This is a genomic window from Candidatus Brachybacter algidus, from assembly GCF_016707225.1.
GTDB classification, from domain to species: Bacteria; Bacteroidota; Bacteroidia; order Chitinophagales; family Saprospiraceae; genus Parvibacillus; species Parvibacillus algidus.
Window position 1 is genome coordinate 709,901 of sequence record NZ_JADJID010000001.1, and the last position, 18,845, is coordinate 728,745.

General features: G+C 34.4%; 15 protein-coding genes. 6 read left to right on the top strand and 9 right to left on the bottom strand.

What is annotated here, in order from left to right:
• Window positions 1–169: 169 nt before the first annotated feature.
• Window positions 170–790, bottom strand: coding sequence for an NUDIX hydrolase (locus IPI15_RS02840; RefSeq protein WP_287400598.1), 621 nt, complete (start codon window positions 788–790; stop codon window positions 170–172).
• 20 nt (window positions 791–810) lie between these two features.
• Here IPI15_RS02840 and pyrE point away from each other — a divergent pair, with 20 nt between their 5' ends.
• Window positions 811–1,440 (top strand): orotate phosphoribosyltransferase, encoded by a 630-nt coding sequence (gene pyrE / locus IPI15_RS02845; RefSeq protein ID WP_287400599.1) that lies wholly within the window; start codon window positions 811–813, stop codon window positions 1,438–1,440.
• Between the two features lie 88 nt (window positions 1,441–1,528).
• Window positions 1,529–2,605, top strand: a complete 1,077-nt coding sequence (locus IPI15_RS02850; RefSeq protein WP_287400600.1) for a M42 family metallopeptidase — start codon at window positions 1,529–1,531, stop codon at window positions 2,603–2,605.
• Here the strand turns inward: IPI15_RS02850 and IPI15_RS02855 are convergent, their stop codons facing one another.
• From IPI15_RS02855 to IPI15_RS02885, 7 genes are all read right to left on the bottom strand, one after another.
• Complete coding sequence (locus IPI15_RS02855; RefSeq protein WP_287400601.1) at window positions 2,606–3,505, bottom strand: lysophospholipid acyltransferase family protein; 900 nt, start codon at window positions 3,503–3,505, stop codon at window positions 2,606–2,608.
• Between the two features lie 48 nt (window positions 3,506–3,553).
• Window positions 3,554–4,054, bottom strand: coding sequence for a GbsR/MarR family transcriptional regulator (locus IPI15_RS02860; RefSeq protein WP_287400603.1), 501 nt, complete (start codon window positions 4,052–4,054; stop codon window positions 3,554–3,556).
• Window positions 4,055–4,125: 71 nt separating this feature from the next.
• On the bottom strand, window positions 4,126–5,232 hold the full coding sequence (gene gcvT / locus IPI15_RS02865) for a glycine cleavage system aminomethyltransferase GcvT (RefSeq protein WP_287400605.1): 1,107 nt from the start codon (window positions 5,230–5,232) through the stop codon (window positions 4,126–4,128).
• A gap of 29 nt (window positions 5,233–5,261) precedes the next feature.
• On the bottom strand, window positions 5,262–7,268 hold the full coding sequence (locus IPI15_RS02870; protein WP_287400607.1) for a peptidylprolyl isomerase: 2,007 nt from the start codon (window positions 7,266–7,268) through the stop codon (window positions 5,262–5,264).
• A gap of 133 nt (window positions 7,269–7,401) precedes the next feature.
• A complete protein-coding gene (gene feoB, locus IPI15_RS02875; RefSeq protein ID WP_287419120.1) occupies window positions 7,402–9,486 on the bottom strand; it encodes a ferrous iron transport protein B in 2,085 nt (694 codons plus the stop codon).
• A 1-nt stretch (window position 9,487) separates the two neighbouring features.
• The gene (locus tag IPI15_RS02880) at window positions 9,488–9,718 is read right to left on the bottom strand and encodes a FeoA family protein (RefSeq protein WP_287400609.1); all 231 of its coding nucleotides are present in this window, start codon (window positions 9,716–9,718) and stop codon (window positions 9,488–9,490) included.
• Between the two features lie 226 nt (window positions 9,719–9,944).
• Complete coding sequence (locus IPI15_RS02885) at window positions 9,945–12,332, bottom strand: Ig-like domain-containing protein (RefSeq protein WP_287400611.1); 2,388 nt, start codon at window positions 12,330–12,332, stop codon at window positions 9,945–9,947.
• Window positions 12,333–12,527: 195 nt separating this feature from the next.
• Between IPI15_RS02885 and IPI15_RS02890 the strand changes: the two genes are divergently transcribed.
• Genes IPI15_RS02890 through IPI15_RS02905 form a run of 4 tightly spaced genes read left to right on the top strand, consistent with a single transcriptional unit; the run spans window position 12,528 to window position 16,387 of the window.
• Window positions 12,528–13,955, top strand: coding sequence for a hypothetical protein (locus IPI15_RS02890; RefSeq protein WP_287419123.1), 1,428 nt, complete (start codon window positions 12,528–12,530; stop codon window positions 13,953–13,955).
• Window positions 13,956–13,974: 19 nt separating this feature from the next.
• Entirely contained in the window at window positions 13,975–14,961 is a 987-nt protein-coding gene (locus IPI15_RS02895) for a lysylphosphatidylglycerol synthase transmembrane domain-containing protein (protein ID WP_287419124.1), read from the top strand.
• The gene (locus tag IPI15_RS02900; protein WP_287400616.1) at window positions 14,948–15,787 is read left to right on the top strand and encodes a DUF3108 domain-containing protein; all 840 of its coding nucleotides are present in this window, start codon (window positions 14,948–14,950) and stop codon (window positions 15,785–15,787) included. Before IPI15_RS02895 ends, IPI15_RS02900 begins: the two co-directional genes overlap by 14 nt.
• Window positions 15,788–15,796: 9 nt before the next feature.
• Window positions 15,797–16,387, top strand: a complete 591-nt coding sequence (locus tag IPI15_RS02905; protein WP_287419126.1) for a DUF4230 domain-containing protein — start codon at window positions 15,797–15,799, stop codon at window positions 16,385–16,387.
• Window positions 16,388–16,408: 21 nt separating this feature from the next.
• Here IPI15_RS02905 and IPI15_RS02910 read toward each other — a convergent pair whose 3' ends face one another.
• A complete protein-coding gene (locus IPI15_RS02910) occupies window positions 16,409–18,796 on the bottom strand; it encodes an endonuclease MutS2 (RefSeq protein WP_287419128.1) in 2,388 nt (795 codons plus the stop codon).
• Window positions 18,797–18,845: the final 49 nt, after the last annotated feature.

Here is an 18,845-nt window from a genome sequence, read left to right on the forward strand (position 1 = left end):
AAATGCGATCACTAAGATCTTGATTAGCGGCGCAAAGGTAATTAAAAGTCCTGATTAACAGGGTATTTTGAATAAAAAAACTTTTGAATAAAATCAATGATTATTATTTCAATAATTTGGATATTATAAGCTGTTGACAGTTAGTGTCTTATGGGTAGTAATTAAGTTATTATACCTTTCCAATTATGTCTAGTATATTGTTGTAAATCGGTTTACACTTCTTAATAAATGTCGGTATAGAAAGCCAAAGCGCTTCGTCTATGTCTTCTTCTTTTTGAACTTTCACCGGTTGTTTTAGTGCTTTCATTTTAAACCAGTAAGTTTTTTTCAGAAAATAATTACCACTTTTAAGCGTCTTAAATATATGGTAAGTGTTGCCTATATGCTCACCTAGTTCAATTCCTGTGATTCCTGTCTCTTCTTCAACTTCTCTCACCGCAGTTTGCTCCTTTGTCTCACCCGGGTCAATTTTTCCTTTCGGTAAATCCCAAAACCCTCTGCGATAAATGAAAAGTACCTCGTTAAACTCATTAAAAACAACTCCTCCACTTGCGGCGATCTCTTTGATCTGCGTGTTAAGTCCTTCAATGATTTGCATTGGCTCATGAGAATGTAAAATTATCTCCTTCAATTTACCCGGTGACTCACATATTTTTATGATTTGCATTAGGGATTTAGGTTTGCCGAGATATGGTATGATTAGTTTATCATCAAGTGTAGGCATGAATTGGCCAATCTGATCACTTTTTGCAAGAGTGACGGGCATTTCATTAATATATATTTTATACATTTGACTTCAATTCTAGAAATATGTTTGATTATAAAAAGGAAATAGCAAAAAAGCTCTTGCAAATAAACGCAATTAATCTCAATTACGAACATAGTTTCACCTGGGCATCAGGTATCAAATCTCCGATTTATTGTGATAATAGAAAAAGTCTTAGTGATGTTGCTGCTCGTGAGCTAATTTGTGATGGATTTCAAAATTGTGCTCAAAATTTTCCTACTTTTGATGTTATCGCGGGAGTAGCTACAGGCGGAATTGCGCACGGTATGTTACTCGCTGATAGATTAGGCCTACCTTTCATCTATGTGAGGACATCTGCCAAGGGGCATGGGATGAAGAATGCGGTAGAAGGAAAACTGGAAAAAGGTCAGCGCGTTTTGGTAATCGAAGATTTGATTTCAACGGGTGGAAGTAGTTTTCAGGCTATCCAATCTTTACAGGAGGCTGATGCCGAAATAGCAGGAATGATGGCAATCTTCACCTATGGATTTAATGAATCAAGATTACTTTTTGAAAATCATGGAGTTCAAATTGCTTGCTTGACTGATTATGATACATTAATTCAATGTGCAGTAGAATTGGGTATTCTAAAATCCGAGAATCTCAATGAATTACTGCTATGGAAAAATGACCCTAAGTCATGGCGTCAATAATCAGCACATTTTTCTATAAATTTACTACCTTCGAATTCTTTTTGTTTAAGCAGTTTGCTCCTATTTATTCAAAATATTTATATCTAAGATGGCTAAGAAATCAGAAAATATCGACTTCCTTTATAAGTATATGAACAACCCTTCTCCGACAGGATTTGAAAAAGATGGGCAGAAATTATGGAGTGATTATATCAAACCCTTTGTGGATGAAGTGCATTCAGACCTATATGGTACTGCTTATGGCATCATTAATCCTGGTAATGATTTTAGAGTTGTTATCGAAGCACATGCAGATGAGATCTCCTGGTTTGTTAATTATATCACAGACGATGGATTCATCTACGTGATAAGAAATGGTGGTTCTGACCATATTATTGCTCCTTCCATGCGCGTAAATATACATACCAAAGGTGGCATCGTAAAGGGGGTTTTCGGTTGGCCTGCTATTCATACCAGAAAGGGTAAGAATCTTGATATGGCTCCATCTATGGAAAATATCTGTATTGACGTAGGTGCAAAAACAAAGGCAGAAATCCTTGAAATGGGTATCCATGTAGGATGTGTAGCAACTTATCAGGATGAATTTTCTGAATTAAACAACAATTTTTATTGTGGCCGAGCTCTGGACAATAGGATGGGAGGATATTGTATCGCAGAAGTGGCTAGAATGCTCAAGGAGAAAAAGAAAAAATTACCATTCACTTTGTACATCGTCAATTCTGTGCAGGAAGAAATTGGCCTGAGAGGAGCTGAAATGATCGCTCAGACTATTAAACCCAATATGGCAATTATTACTGATGTGACTCATGATACTAGAACACCCATGATCTCCAAAATAGAGAATGGAGATATTAGTTGCGGTTCCGGCCCAACGCTAACTTATGCGCCTTCTGTACACAATAAGCTTCAACAATTTGTAATTGATATCGCAGAAAAAGCAAAAATACCTATCCAATTATCTGCTGCTTCTCGCAGTACAGGTACAGATACGGATGCATTTGCTTATAGCAATGGCGGTATTCCTAGTATCTTAATCTCTTTGCCGTTAAGATATATGCATACAACAGTTGAAATGGCTCACAAAGAGGATGTTGAAAATGTTATCAAATTGATGTACGAAACGCTGATAAAATTCGATCCAAAATTTGATTTTAAATATTTCTGATCAGCTCTCGTTTAAATTGAACTTGTAGTCAGCCGGTTTTTGTCGTTTCCATCTTTTATGGCTCCACAACCAGTATTCCGGATTGGCAATTATATCATTTTCAAGTCTTCTAGTGATGGTTTCAGTGATATAGCCATGTTCTGTAGATTGTGGATCTGAGCAGATTTCAATCAAATCAAAACTATAGTAACCTCGCTTTATCTTATTGATCCTGCCGTAAAAGACCGGGTAATTATACAATTTGGCCATTTTTTCGGCACCATAAAAGACACTGGTATCCTGGTTTAAAAAATTTAACCAAATTGACTTATAAGGGTTGGATGGTGATTGATCAACACCAAATATTGTGGCTGTAAGTTTATCCTTCACTTCAGCCATATGGGCTATGATTTTTTTAGTAGAGACCATTTCTAAACCGTATTTACCTCTGGTAGCCCTCATTTTATCGTCAAAAAATTTATTTTTGAGTGGGGAATAAATAGCGACAGTTTGATGAGGAATACTGTCATCTATTGCGACAGCAAATAATTCCCAATTATTCAAATGCCCACCAGCAAGGATCACACTTTTATTTTTCTTAAAGGCTTCGTGAACATCTTTTACATCACCCACTTTCATTCTGATATCCACATTTTCTTTTGAAATAGTAAATGTTTTCAAACTCTCTACAATGAGATCACAAAGATGTCTGTAAAATTTTTCAACAATAGAATTTCTCTCTGCCTCGCTCATTTTGGGAAATGAATTGTCAATATTTTTTTTCACTACTTTTTTACGATAACCAAATATTTTATATAAAACGATATATAAAACATCCGATATAAAATATAGCACTGGATAGGGTAGGTAAGATATCGGAAGTATGATGATATAGTAAAATAAAAAGTTCAATAGATACATAGGCTCGTTGAAAAATTTATTCTTAATAATTATTGTGTCTGGTTATATTTATCTGACCAGCTTGAAAAAAGTATTCACCATCCATTGTTTATCCGTGCTAAGCACCGAATCAAGCGTGCTGTCTATTTTTTGACTTATTGATTTTATTTCTGATAAAACTTTTATGAATTCTTCAGAATCAGGACACTTGGCAGGATATTCATCTAGTTCGTTAAGTAATTCTAAAATTGGGTCTAGCTCTCTTTTTTTTCGATTTTCGAGAATTTGTTTGAAGATGATAAGCATATCTTTTTCTGCCCTGAAATATTCTCTTCTGGTAGTGATATTTGGGCATTTATATACCAATCCCCATTCCATTAATTCTCTAAGATGCGTATTGACACTTCCACTCGACATATCTAGTTCTTCCATGATGCAAAGTGAAGAAAGTGATTTTGGGCTAATTAGTAGAAGTGCATGGATCTGAGCCATTCCTTTACATACTCCCCAATTACCACTGATTTTTCCCCACCTATCAATAAAGGCCTTTTTTGTTTCACAAAATTCCATCACAAGCTATATTCCTTATTTAATGCCATTGAAGTGATATTGTTCACACCGATGTATTTTATCAATGCGCTTTAAATATTCACGAATGGGAGTTTAACGATGGTTGCCGGAAAAAGTTTATTGTTGATGTCTATATAAATAATATTACCTTCTTTACTAAGGTTAGTGGAAACGTAACCCATACCTATCGGATACTCAAGAATTGGTGACATGGTGCCACTGGTAACTTCGCCAATTTCATTTCCATCTTCCGTCTTTATCTTATAACCATGTCTTGGAACACGTCTGTCGCTTAATTTAAAACCAACAAGTTTCTTTTCGACTCCTTCAGCTTTTTGTTTTTTGAATATCTCTGAAGAATTAAATGTACCTTTATTAAGTTTAGTTATCCAACCAAGACCTGCTTCCATTGGGGATGATGTATCATTGATATCATTGCCATAAAGGCAGAATCCCATTTCTAATCTCAGTGTATCTCTGGCACCTAAACCTACTGGCATGATGTCATATTCTTGACCAGCATCTATTAATGCATCCCAAAGTTTATCAGCATATTGGTTGTCACAATACAATTCAAATCCACCGGACCCAGTATAACCTGTTGCGGAAATAATCACATTTTCAATCCCGGCTACTGTTCCTTTTTCGAAATGATAATATTCAATTTCAGATAAATTATTCGATGTTAATTTCTGCAATGTATCTATAGCTTTAGGCCCTTGTAAAGCTAATAATGCAGTCTTGTCGGAGATGTCTGTCATTTTAAGGTCATTGTTGTCAGCCGACTTTATCCATTCCCAATCTTTTTGGATATTTCCTGCGTTTACAACTAGCATAAAAGCCTTTTCTCCTTCTGCGCATTGGTCTTGAGTTAGACGGTAAACTAATAGATCATCAACTATACCACCATTTTTATTTGGAAGACATGAGTACTGAGCAGCACCTGGCTCAAGTAGAGAAACATCATTAGACGTGGTGGATTGAATCAGCTTTTCCGCGTCTTTTCCTTTTAATATAAATTCACCCATATGGCTTACGTCAAATAAGCCTACTGAATTTCTGACTGCCTTATGTTCTTCAATTATACCTTTATAAGAAATAGGCATATTGTAACCTGCGAATTCCGCCATTTTAGCGCCTAGAGCTATATGTTTTGCAGTAAGTGGTGTTTCTTTCATGTGTTTATGTTTTATAATTCTTTTTGAATCTATTTTAAGGTTACTTTATTAATTTTATCACCTCTTTGCAGCCTTTTTACTACATCCATTCCTTTTATTACTTTGGCAAAGATTGTATATCTTCCATCGAGGTGAGGAGCAGGAGCTGTGGTGATAAAAAATTGTGCGCTTTCAGTATCAGCCCCTGAGGATGCCATACCAACCATTCCTTCCCGGTCATAATAGATGTGACTAAATTCAGATCTGATCGTATAATTTGTTGCACCAAAGCCATCTCCTCGATTGCAGCCACCTTGTGCGACAAAGTTCTGCACTATGCGGTGGAAGTTTTTTCCATTGAAATAGTTTCTTTTTACCAGTTCAACCCAATTGGCTACAGTCATAGGTGCTTTAGAAGGAAGCATAAGTATTTTTATAACTCCTTTTGAGGTTGAAATCTCACAAGTCGTTGAGTCACTTATATTGTTTAATACAGCCCAATCAAGCATTCTGAATCCTATATCTTGAGGTTGTTTTTCCGGAAGACCATTCCAATAACTTAATGTTTTTGCTACTTCCTTGTATGCCTCGACGTTTTCTGGTAATTTCTGCCTTTTAAGCACAATTTTGAATAATGAATCACTTGGGTAGAAGGTTTTAAGTCCTAAAATAGGATCTCTTAATACAACTGCTGCAGTCGATACAAGTCCAACATCACCTGACATCAAACCATTAATCAAATAGGAGAAAATCAATTTTTTATATGGAATATAATTCGATTTGTATACTTTCGAAAAGTATGGACTTGCGAGAATATTTGTAAAACTAGCGAGTCCTGCTACCTGGATTACTTTATCCGGAGCTTTTTGGGTAGCATCTCGAATGAACACAAAATTCGTAACATCATAAGAAAGTGCATCTATGATGTCAGTTTTCCTGTAGATATCTGATACTCTTAATAATGAATCTTTTAGAATATTATTTATTGCTGTTTTTGTAACTGAAAAAGTATAAGGCATATGTTTATTTGAAGCTGCTAATATTTCTATGTGGGCGGCCTTATTCGTCGTTGGGTCTAAAAAGTAATTGAAATATTTTTTTGAATCATTAGCATTACCATTCTGAACCAAATATGATCCGGCTTCTCTAGCAATTACTGGGTTATTATCTTTGAGATATTGAAATGCTATTGTATCAGCATTGGCGTAAGTGTATTGTTTAAGATTTGAGATCAAATTATATCTAATACCCTGATCATTGGATTTACCTAATTCTGATTCCAGAAATGCAAAACTTGAAGTAGTTTTTGATTTTGTAATTGCCAGGGCAAGAGATAAATTAATATTATGATCTTGTACGGCATTAAAAGCATTGATAAGTGTATCGGCATAATTCTTCAATTCAATACCTTTAGCTCTCGCTAAATAGTTTGCTGCATACAATCTTGCATCATATGGGTAGGAGGTGTTGACCACCAGATTCACGGCTGCTTTAGTACCTTCATTTGACACAATGTCACGGGTGGCAAACCGAAAAATAGCCTTTGCCTGACCAATGACCACTATAGAATCACTTGGCTTATAGGACTTTACACTGCTTATTTGTTTCAGGCTATTTAATGAGCCACACTTTCCAATAGCTTCAAGCAAGGTAGCATTGAAATATTGATTATTATTCAAGCTATCAAATTTTTGAAAAGCATTGACGAGGTAACTTTCCGCTTTAATATTCCTTATTTGTCCAAGTGAATATGCAGCTCCAATCCTTACATTTTCATCCGAATCCTTTAGCAGTGCAGCAATAGAGTCAATAGCGGTAGAATCTGACCAAGATGCAAAAGCATTTACTGCTATATATCTTATCGTAGGGTCTGCATGATGGAACAAACTAAACAAGGTGTCTTTGGACTTTTTGTATCCTGCTTCATAAGCCATCTGAATATCTTTATTCTCCAAATCAAGCGCAAAGCTAATATCAGATTTGGGCTTATTTGGGATACAAGAGGTTACAATGACTGCCAATATACTAAGCCATAAATAATTGTATTTTAGTTTCATCTTGTCATTTTACGTTCAATCATAAATTTAGAAAGGTCGGGGTAAATCCCGTCCAATTCAAAATTTCGTTGCAAATATAACATACCTGAACCTAAATATCACATGACCTTCTATTAGATATGCTTTAGAAATACTAACCTGCTAAAAGGTTATATGTTAGTAAGCTTGCTAAATATGCAAGCAACGTATAGATTACTAATTGTATGATTGGCCATTTCCAGCTTCCGGTCTCCTTCTTTACCACAGCTACTGTGCTTAAACATTGCATGGCGAACATATAGAACATTATAAGTGATGCTGAAGTAGCTATGTTGAAAACTTTCTTTCCAGTATTTGGATTGATTTGTTTCGATAGAAGAACAGACAACTTCTCAGTGTTTTCTCCGTCATCGTGCGAACTATAAATAGTAGCAACAGTCCCAACAAATACTTCACGTGCAGCAAAGGAAGCGATCAGTGCGATTCCAATCTTCCAATCAAAGCCTAGTGGCCGAATAGCTGGTTCTATCCAATGACCCATCACACCGGCATATGAATTTTCTAGCCTAATGGATGATTCGGTGCTAATCATTTTTTCGTTGGTGTTATTTATCTTTTCCTTTTCAAGCTTAATCAAAGCTTCCTGTATTCTTTCCTCTGGTCCATATGATGTTAAGGCCCATAGTATAACTGATATCACAAAGATAACTTTACCAGCTTCAACAATAAAAGATCTTACTTTTTCCCATACATTGAATGCAACATTCTTTATAATAGGCATTTTATAGTTTGGTAGTTCGAGCATCAATTGGCTGGGTTCGTTCGATTTAAGTATCTTTTTAAAAACCCATGCTGCAAATAGAGCAGCCAGAGTGCTAAATACATAAATTCCAAAAAAGGCGAGACCTCTATAATTAAGTAAACCAAATATTTTTCCAACTGGAATAATAAAAACAATCAGCAATGAATAAACGGGGAGCCTTGCGGAGCAACTAATCAAAGGAGTTACAAGAATAGTGATGAGCCTTTCTTTCCAATTTGATATTGTCCTTGTACTCATAATTGCGGGGATAGCACAAGCGCCTCCCGCGATAAGAGCTATAGTACTGCGACCATTCAATCCAAATTTGCGCATCCAAAAGTCAAACAGATATACAACTCTACTCATATATCCAGTTTCTTCTAGAATTGATATAAAAAAGAAGAGAAACATTATCTGGGGCACAAACACAATGATTCCGCTTAGTCCAGGGATAACGCCATTGATGATCATATCTGACCACCAGGCAGCTGGCAGCATATTGCTAAGTAAATCTGCTGAATATGAAAATGCATTTTCTAAAAATTCTATTGGTTTTTCAGACCAAGAAAAAATTGATTGAAATACGACTAACATAATCAAAGTAAAGATGAGCATACCCCAGACCGGATGAACAAGAATTCTATCCAGATTTCCATGCTTTATATCTTGTACATTATCCTTTGATTTCAATACTTTTATAAGGGGCTGCAACTGATCATACCTTAACATGGTGTCCCAAACCTGGGCCTTTAATATCGATGCACTGCTGGAACCATCATTTTTATTTGAAAATAAAATTAAGCTTAAAAAGTTAGTGTATGAATTATCCGTTATTTTCAGAGTATCCAATAATTTTAAATCTTCAAGCTTGCCTAACCAATTAGTATTTTGTAGGAACTTCTGCTGCTGATATTTACCAATTAAAATTTGTTCTGAGATCTTACTTATTTCATTTTTTAACTCTTCAAGTCCTTCTCCTGTTCTGGAACTGATCTGAATAACAGGCACTCTAAACATTTCGCGCAGCGAATTGAGCTTGATATCATCCAAGTTTTCAATATCCGACATGGATAGTGCTATGATAGTTGGTATTTCCAGATCTTGCAGTTGAGTAGCTAGGAGCAAATGACGCTCGATATGTTCAGCATTTATAACATAACAAATAATGTCTGGATAATCTTGATTGGTCCTATCCTCTATAAGTTTGGTAAATACTTGTTCGTCCAGAGTAATTGCATGCATGCTATATGCTCCCGGATAATCCACAAGTTGCGCTATATCTCCGTTAGCTAAAAGAAATTTTCCGCTTTTCTTTTCAACTGTGACACCTGGAAAGTTGGCTATTTTTTGATTAAGACCAGTTAATAAATTAAATAGGCTGGATTTACCACTGTTTGGATTCCCAGCCAAAGCAATGCTTATTACTTTTGTTTTCATTTTAGGCAGCGATTTTATCTACATTAATCCCTGCTGCTTCTTCTCTTAATAATGCGATTTTTAAGGTGCCGATTATTATGAAAAGTGCATATTTATTGTGGTTGGAGTGAAATATAATGGCGGTTGAATTTGGGTAAACGCCCATACTTATTAATTTGATAGCGATGGCATCATTTTCAAATGAACGAATAATACATTTTTCGCCAACTTTTAAATCACTTAGTTTATACATTCAGGATAATAATCATACAGTTTAATAGTCTGACAAAGATATCAATTTAGATTGATTCTAATTTAAAATTTTAAACATAAAAAAAGTGAGTCGCCGCAACAACTCACTACGAATAATGAACAAATCCAAAATCATTCTTTGCTGGAAAACCAGCTTTTCTCTTTAACCCAAAGTAGTACTTAGAAACTAAACAGTTATACCTAAGTATTCAATTGGATATATAAATTTAAAGTTTTTCTACTTTCGAAACTTCTACACCTGTTGTAGTAAAAGTCTTGACAAGATACAAACCTGAAGGATAATTACCAAGGTTTATACCAACTTTATTTTGATTAATTTTGTCTAAAGAAATAATATTTTGACCTGATATAGAATATATATATATAGATTTTATAATATTATCCTTGTTGTTTGTCTTGATTTCAAAGCTTGAAGCTGTTGGATTCGGATAGATTCTTACTTGTTTATCGGTTTCCGATAAGTGCTTTCTTTCCACTTTGATTGGAATATTGAAAGTCTGAGGTGCAGTGTTTAGGATGGTACCATCTCCAAGCGTCAAAGTACCATCATTGATCTGAATTTGTGCATAGTATATACCCTCATCATCTTTAAATCCTTCCAGCTCATCTTCTATTATACTTTTAATAACAGCAATGTCGCCATATCCTGCTACACCCTTACCTGATAGTCTTGCACTTCCAAAATCAACGGTATTGCCAAATGGTTTTTTTACCAATTGTAGCATATTATCATTGTCAGACAACCAGTGATCTTTTGTGAAATTTCCATTTAACTCAGTTTGGTTAAATGCTGGCGAAAAATTGAAACTGGCGGTGAAGCTGTTAAGATCTTTTATAGGGCTTGTCTCATTTCCTATTTTAAAATTGATAGTAATTTCATCGCCAGGATAGTAATAGTCTTTGTCTGAACTCAAATAAAACGGCAATGAAAGAGAATTAATTCCTTTATTAACTCTAATGCCATGAAGGTTTCTATAGAATACGCTCAATAGAGTGGTGTCCTCTGTTGATATTAATCCATTCCCATCAGAATCACCATATTTTAAATTAATATTATCTTTAGAAGCATCCCAATCCTGAGCTCCTTGTCCTATCCAATAATCATTTACTGGATTAGTTCTTGCTGTTCCTGTCTCTCCAACGAATGGTGCTATGAAAGTAAGATCTTTCATATCTACTCTGCCATCGTTATTGTGATCTCCAGGCCAAACACAATTCTCATGACAATTCGAAACGACATCATATACATTAATGTATAATCTTATTGTAAAAAAGATTGATGGATTGGAAGTTAAGGTATATTTAATCTTCATACTATCCAAGCCTACAAAATCAAGGCTTGGTGAATACATGAGGTCTTTTTGAAAGTCTATATCTGCAATACCATGATCAGGATAATCTGGAATTGAAGTCAACTTGTACCCATTTACTGGAAAAGGATATTTGACAAAAATGTGATTGTTTTTTGCTGTAGATAAATAAGAAACATTATCGGGAGCAAAATCACTAATAGTAATAGTAGCTGCAGCATACTCACAAACATTGGAAGCAAGATCACATGCTTTGTAAATAATTACATCAGTACCGCTGAAGCCAAGATCCGGAGTATATTTATATATACCATTTCCTTGCTTAAGCAATGTACCATGCTCAGGAGCTTCAAATATTTCTACCTCAAGTGCTGTAGTAAAATCATTTTTTAGTACATTAATGCTGACAAATTGATTTTTGAGTGTATAGAAATAATCGTCAAATGCTAACATATTAGGTTGATCGAAATCAAATACTTTGAAGTAAAAAGTATGTAATGAGTTGTTGTTCTCAGTCCCCACGTTTATAGTAACCGTATCTACTCCCACCCAAGCGCTATCTGGTCTATATGTTATTTCATCATTCAGAACAGTCAGAGAGCCATGTGATGGATCCAAGATGGTAGATCTGTATGTATAGGGATGATTAAAGTCCGATGTCGAATTTTTAACTAAAAATTTTGTAAAGACTTTATTGGTAGCTACATTCGAAGTGTCTTTGACCGTTATTCTAATTCTACCGATCTCCTGACTAGTGCCATTTGAAACAATATATTTTAATTCTTCAGATACGGCATTATTGCAGGACTCGAAGATAACTGTTTGTTTATCTCCACTTATCTTTAATTTTGATGATGAAGGTGTAGGAAGAAACTTAATTTCAACATTTCCACCCGGAATATTATCATTCGACAGCACATCTAATACCTTATTAGAATCTGTTGTGTAAAAGCTGTAAGTATCATCATTCAGAATAAATGAAGATGTTTTAACAACTACTTTCTTTGATTTTTTAGCTAATTCTCCGTTTACAGGATTTGGTAGAAAATAAACGATCTGAAAAGTATCCCTTCCAACGAATCCAGGGTTTGGCTTGTACCTTATGGTGAATTTGGTATCATCTGAAAGATCCTGATCAGTTTGACCTTTAAGTGGATCGGGTAATTTGGTGTAGAAAAATGAATTCGCGTATTTCGGTATGGTAATTACAACAGAGTCAGTCGGAAATATATTGTAGTAATCTTCATACGAATCTGTTTGTGCTGTACATAAGGTGTTGCCCATAAAGAGCAAGCACAATATATACAAGATTTGTATAGATTTGATCATGGTTCGTTCGTAAGGTTCTTGTTCAAAAAACGATGCAATATAAGAATTAATTTATATTTGATAGTTCTTTTTCGTTGTTTTAACTTAAAAATTCTTTCAAATTTATATTTTGTTACTTATACATGTAACTTTGTTTCAATCAAATTTAAAATGCGAAGTACAAAATTTTATCAAATCATTTCAGAGTTAAATCCAACTGACTTAAACAGGTTTGAAAAATTTTTGCAATCCCCATACTTTAATATCAATCCAATTAATACTGAATTGTTTAAAATCTGTCAAGACCTGCATAAAAGTGCTAAAGCTGAATATACTAAACTTGATAGCTGGAATTTGATCAAGCCAAAGGAGGAGTATGATGATGTAAAATTCAGGAAATACCTTTCCGAACTTTTAAAATTACTACTTAAGTTTTTCTCAATTGAAGAACTTGAAAATCGGCCAATTCTAGCTTCCCAATTATTGCTTGAGCTAACTAACAAAAAAAAGATTCCCAAACTTATTAATACTGCAATCCAAAACTCTCAAAATTCTTCAAGCAAATATATAAACCGCAGCAGCGATTTTTATTTATATCATTTTCAGATTGAGAAGAATTTATTTTATTTGAGTGAAAGCAACCTTGAAGCATACTCGAAGAAAAATATTGAAGACATTGCCGAAAATCTTGATAAATTTTACATCGCTGAAAAATTAAAATATTACTGCGAAATACTTGGGAGAGAGGTCTTATCTAATATCCAGTACAATTTCAATTTCATAAATGAGCTTCTCTTATTTGTGGAAGAGCATAAGTTTTACGATGATTTAATAATCAGGATCTATTATTTGATATACAAAACACTATCTGAACCTATACAAAAAGATAATTATCACGAGTTAAAAGCATTAATATTTAAGAATTACAGATTTTTTGAAGGTGTTGAACTACAAGAGCTTTTTGCTGCGATCCTTACTTATGCGATCGGGCAAATCAATCTTGGTAACGAAGAGTTTCATGATGAAATGATTGATATCTACGACTTTATTTTTGAAAATGGTATCCTTATTAGTGAAAACTACATGACTCCTGTTAAATTCAAGAATGTGTTGACTACGTCTTTGCGTGCAGGCAATTACGATTTTGCAGAGAATTTCATAAAGGAATATAAAGATTTGCTTCCTGCTTCTCAAAAGGAAAGTATTGTAACATTTTCTCTAGCACAAATTTATTTCTATAAAAAGGATTTCCTTAGTGTGATTACACAACTTCAAAGAGTTGAATATCCTGATATGGTTACAAATCGTCGAGCAAAAACAATATATCTGGCTACTCTTTTGGAACTTAACGAGTATGACGCAATACTTTCATGGTCTGAAAGTTTTAGAGTATTTTTGAATAGAAAGAAAAAGGATGTTCCAGAAGCTAAGATCAATACATATCAAAACTTTATAACCATCGTAAGATTAATTGCTTTAGCTGAATTATCTGGTGATAAATCTTACCTTAAGATCGAAAAGGAACTCCAAAAATACTCTGGCAACATTGTAAATGAACAATGGTTAAAAGAAAAATTGTTGGAAAGAAAGAAAAAATAAAATTTTCTTAAATTCAATCATGACGCAAAAAAACAGGAGCCATTTTTTTCTTCTTTTAAAAGTAATAGCAACAATTTTACTGTTGGCTCTTCTCTTCAATCAGTGCAATAAGCTTACCTCCAATCCCGTGTTGTATGATAAAATTATTGGTTTTTATAGTCGTCCTAACTCCCTACCAATTGGAGTCCTGATTTTTATTTTAGTGTTAGTAAATTATTCTTTAGAAAGTTTAAAATGGTGCGCCATCCTGAAGCCTCTTGAGGAATTCTCCTTTTGGAAAGCCCTAAAAAGTGTTTTAGTTGGGGTACTATTTTCAATTTTTACACCTGCTCGCATCGGTGAGCTCGGCGGAAGAGTAATTGAGTTAAAGAAAGAAAACAGACTTGTTGGCACAGCAGCAGTGCTTGTAGGAAGTGTTGCTCAAAACATAGGAATTTTATTTCTTGGATTATTTGGATTAATATGGTTTGTCTACGCCAATAACATGGCTGAAAGGTTGATTTTCCTTAGTATGCTGATAATAACGATTTTCCTATTTTTCATAGCGATACTATGCTATTTTAATATCAACAGATTTATTCCTTTTGCCAAAAAATTGCCTTGGCCCAAAAGAATAAGACCTTATTTGGGTAAATTGAGTCTATTAACACATTATTCGTCAACAACTTTGCGAAACATATTGTTTCTTTCTATAATTCGTATTATGGTCTGGACTTTTCAATATGTTTTGATCATGTTTTTATTGACTGGTGATTCTGTTCATTTTATACAAATCGCTGTTATTTTGATGATATTTCTTATTCAAACCGGAATACCATTGCCATCGATCACTGGTTTACTTGCCAGAAGTGGCGTTGCGGTCTTTATGTGGTCACAGGTAAATATTGATGAGTGGAACGCTCTTGCAGCTACATTTGTTATATTTTTTTATAATCTCATTATACCATCTTTGGTAGGTTTATTCGTTTTGATTTTTAACAGAAACAATTTAAATGAAAATACATAGCTTTTTCTTCTTACTAATGTTTTTTTATCTGCCTACCTCTTTTCAAAATTCAGTAGATAGTGAACAAAAGATTGAAGGTCTATCTACATGTGATATTGACAATGTTTCCTTTAAGGGGGATGAGGAACTTGTGTATAAGGTTTATTATAATTGGGGCATCATGTGGCTGAATGCGGCAGAAGTTGTATTTAAAGTCAAGGAGAAAAGAGATGGTTATCACATCACAGCTGTAGGAAAAACTTTATCAAGTTATGAATGGCTATATGAAGTGAATGATCGATATGAAGCATTTATTGATAAAGAAACGTTGCTCCCGATCTGGTCTCTGAAGGAAGTAAAAGAAAATAATTATACCCAGTATGAAAAGATGGTCTTTAACCAAAGCACTGGTACAGTGGTTTCAACTAAAGGCAAGACAAAAAAAGATGCTGTAAGTAAAACCATAGCAATTTCTGATTGTGCACATGATGTATTAAGTATTTTGTACTTTATACGCAATTATCCCTTTAAGAGCTTCAAAAGTGGGCAATCTTTTCCTGTTAACGTATTTCTTGATAGGGAAACAAATAATTTGACAGCTAAATACAATGGAGTTAAGAAAAAGCAAGAAATTAAGGGAATGGGTAAATTCAATACCTACTTGATTTCTCCCGGGACTATTGAGGGTAAAGTCTTTGATAAAGGAAATACTATGAAGATGTATCTTTCAGAAGACGCAAATCATATTCCCCTACTTATTGAGACAAAGTTGAGTGTGGGTAGCGTAAAAGTAGCATTGAAATCTTATAAGAATCTCCGCTATCCATTGAATTCTAAGATCGAATAAATTTCCTGAATGAAATATATTGTTGGTTTAATAGCCATGCTTATTCTCTTTACAAGTGGATATTTTTTTTCACAATGGCTTCAACTTAGGCAAGCTGAAAAGAATCAGATATCCAGTGAAGTAATTTTAAACAGAATTAAGGAAGTATCAAAATTGGTGACAGTCGAAGGTTACTTCTCAGAGATGTATAATTACAAAAATTATTACAATCTTGAATGGAGTATGTTTACCAAAAAAGCTTTAGTTAGAGTTAAAGCTAAAGTATCGATGGGTGTCGATTTAAACAAAGTCAATATTAAACTTGATAATGTAAATAAAGTGATAAGTATGGATAGACTTCCTGAACCTGAAATTATAAGTCTTGATCACGATATTGATTATTATGATATTACTGAAGGTACATTTAACACATTTACGCCTGAAGATTTTAATAAAATTAATAGTGATGCTAAGGATTACATTCGAAAAGTGGCTATTCAAAGTGAGTTGCCAGCCAGAGCTAAAATTCAAAGTCAAAAATCAATAGAAACTATAAAGCTGATAGCTGAATCTGCCGGATGGACTGTGAAGATCTCTCAACCGCAGTCAATAAAGGGATAGGAAGGTTAGGGTCTAAGTTAATTATTCTATTTGAACTAATGTAATGCCGTCTCCACCAGCTTCAGGAGCAGGATGGCTGATCTTCATAGGCACGTTATATTCTTTAAGTTTTTGCCGAACTACCTTTTTTAGCGTACCGTTTCCTTTGCCATGAAGAATTTCTACATTAATTTTTCCGGCTATCAAGGCAAGATCAAAAAAGTCCTGGATCTGTGTCATAGCCTCATCCATTCGCAATCCACGGATGTCAATTTTATCCTTTGCATTACTTGATGAAGTCACAATATCTGTATAAACGCCTTTAACTCTTCTTAAATCCTGTGGTTCACGTTCTACTTGGAGTTGCTTGACAGGGACCAAAACTGTCAGGCCACCCATACTCACTTTAGCATTTTCTTTAATGACTTCTATGACATTTCCGGTGGTGCCGCTGGTCTTAAGGCGCACAAAATCACCCACTTCTATCTCTGCTTTGAAGAGTAGTTTCTTATCATGACGCTGAGTTTCAATATTAAGTGTTTCTACTTGTGCAATTAATCTTTCCCGTTCCTCTTTCTTTTGGATTGCCAGCTCTCTTATTTTTTCAAGGTTGTTTTCTTTCGATAATTCCTTGATTCTGTTATCAAGTAAATCCGCTTGATGATTAATTGCATTTAGCTGAATTTCTTTAGCTTCTTGTCGGAGTTTTTTTCTTTTGATTTCAAATTCATTCATTTGATTTTCATAATTAGAAATCAAACGATCCAGTTTTTTCTCTCTGGATTGTAACTCATGGAGCTGCTTATCTAATTGATTCTTATTTCCTTGAAGGTCATTAAGTAACTTGTCAACTTTATACTTTTTTGACCCCAGCTTTTGTTCTGCATGATGTATTATTGCTTTTGGAAGGCCATTGTTCCTGGCCAATTCAAATGCAAATGAGCTTCCGGGGCTTCCCGCTTTGAATATATACGTGGGTTTTAGACCATTTGAGTCAAATAGCATTGACCCATTCATTACACCTTTATTATTGTGTGCATATAATTTTAAGATCGAATAATGTGTAGTGATCACACCCCAGGTTCTTTTTTTATTGACATATGCCAACACGCTTTCCGCTATTGCACCACCTACCTCAGGGTCGGTTCCTGTTCCAAATTCATCGATTAAAACAAGAGTATCCTCATCCACATGGTCAGTGAAGAATTTCATGCTCTTGAGATGAGAACTATAGGTACTCAAATCTTCTTCCAAGGATTGCTTATCTCCTATATCAGCAAATATTTTATTAAAAATTCCAAACTTACTTTCTTGAAATACGGGTACCAAAAATCCACATTGGACCATCACCTGGAGCAGTCCGGTTGCTTTCATCAGAATTGACTTACCTCCGGCATTAGGTCCGGATATAAGCATCATCCTATTTTCATTATCCAGGTTTAGATCAAATGGCACTGTTATCTTCCCTGCATTTTTATTCTTGATATATAGAAGTGGATGAAAACCTTTTAATACTTCAAAATGTGGATGGTCAAGTATTTCTGGCATTTCACCATGGTATGCTAATGCAAGATTTGCTTTAGCTCCTACAAAATCCATGTATGAAATAATGTTTAAGTAATCATGAAATGAATCATGCCCGGATGAAAGATCATTACAAAGTGCCTTAATTATTTTTACTATTTCTCTTATTTCTTCATGTTCCAGTTCAAAAAGATCATTATTTAAGAGAATCAGCGGCTCTGGTTCTATGAATACTGTTTTCCCAGTGTCTGATTCATCATGAATAATGCCGGGAATCTGCCTTTTGTGTTCTGCCGGAACACTTAGAACTCTTCTTCCATTTCTATAAGATTCTAATGATTCGGTTAAATATCCTTTATTTCTGTAAGTGCCAACTAAGCTGTCAAATGCGCGCTCTAATTCAGTCTTTTTGCCGGCAATGGATTTCCTGATTTTTACAAGTTGTTCTGAAGCATTATTTTTGACATTTCCTTGATCGTCTAAAACTTGATTTATTCTGATCAAGTATTGCGCCTCATATGTTGCTTCCTTAATTTTTTTAGAAAGAATAGGGTAGGATCGGGCAGACTTTTCAGATCTTGAAAAATTGTCAAGTGTTCGCATTAATTCAAGCACTTGCTTAATTGCAGCTATCTGTTCGAGCTCAAGAAAATAATCAGTAATTTTTAAATATTTTAAAAAACCTGATATGTCATCATAGATTTGAGAAGGAAATGATTCGCCGGATTCAATTGAGAGCTTATATTCAGCTGTTTCTTTTAGTGAATATTGAACTTGTATATGGTCATTTTCAAATTCGACTTTTTGTAGCAACGATCTACCAGGTTCACCTTTGCAGAAAGGCAGAGCCAGGTTAATTACCTTATCAAATTCTAAAACTTCAAATAAATCTTTGGGATAAAACACGTTTTTCTAACTTTTGCTCATTAACAACATCGAAGGCTTCAATGTTCAT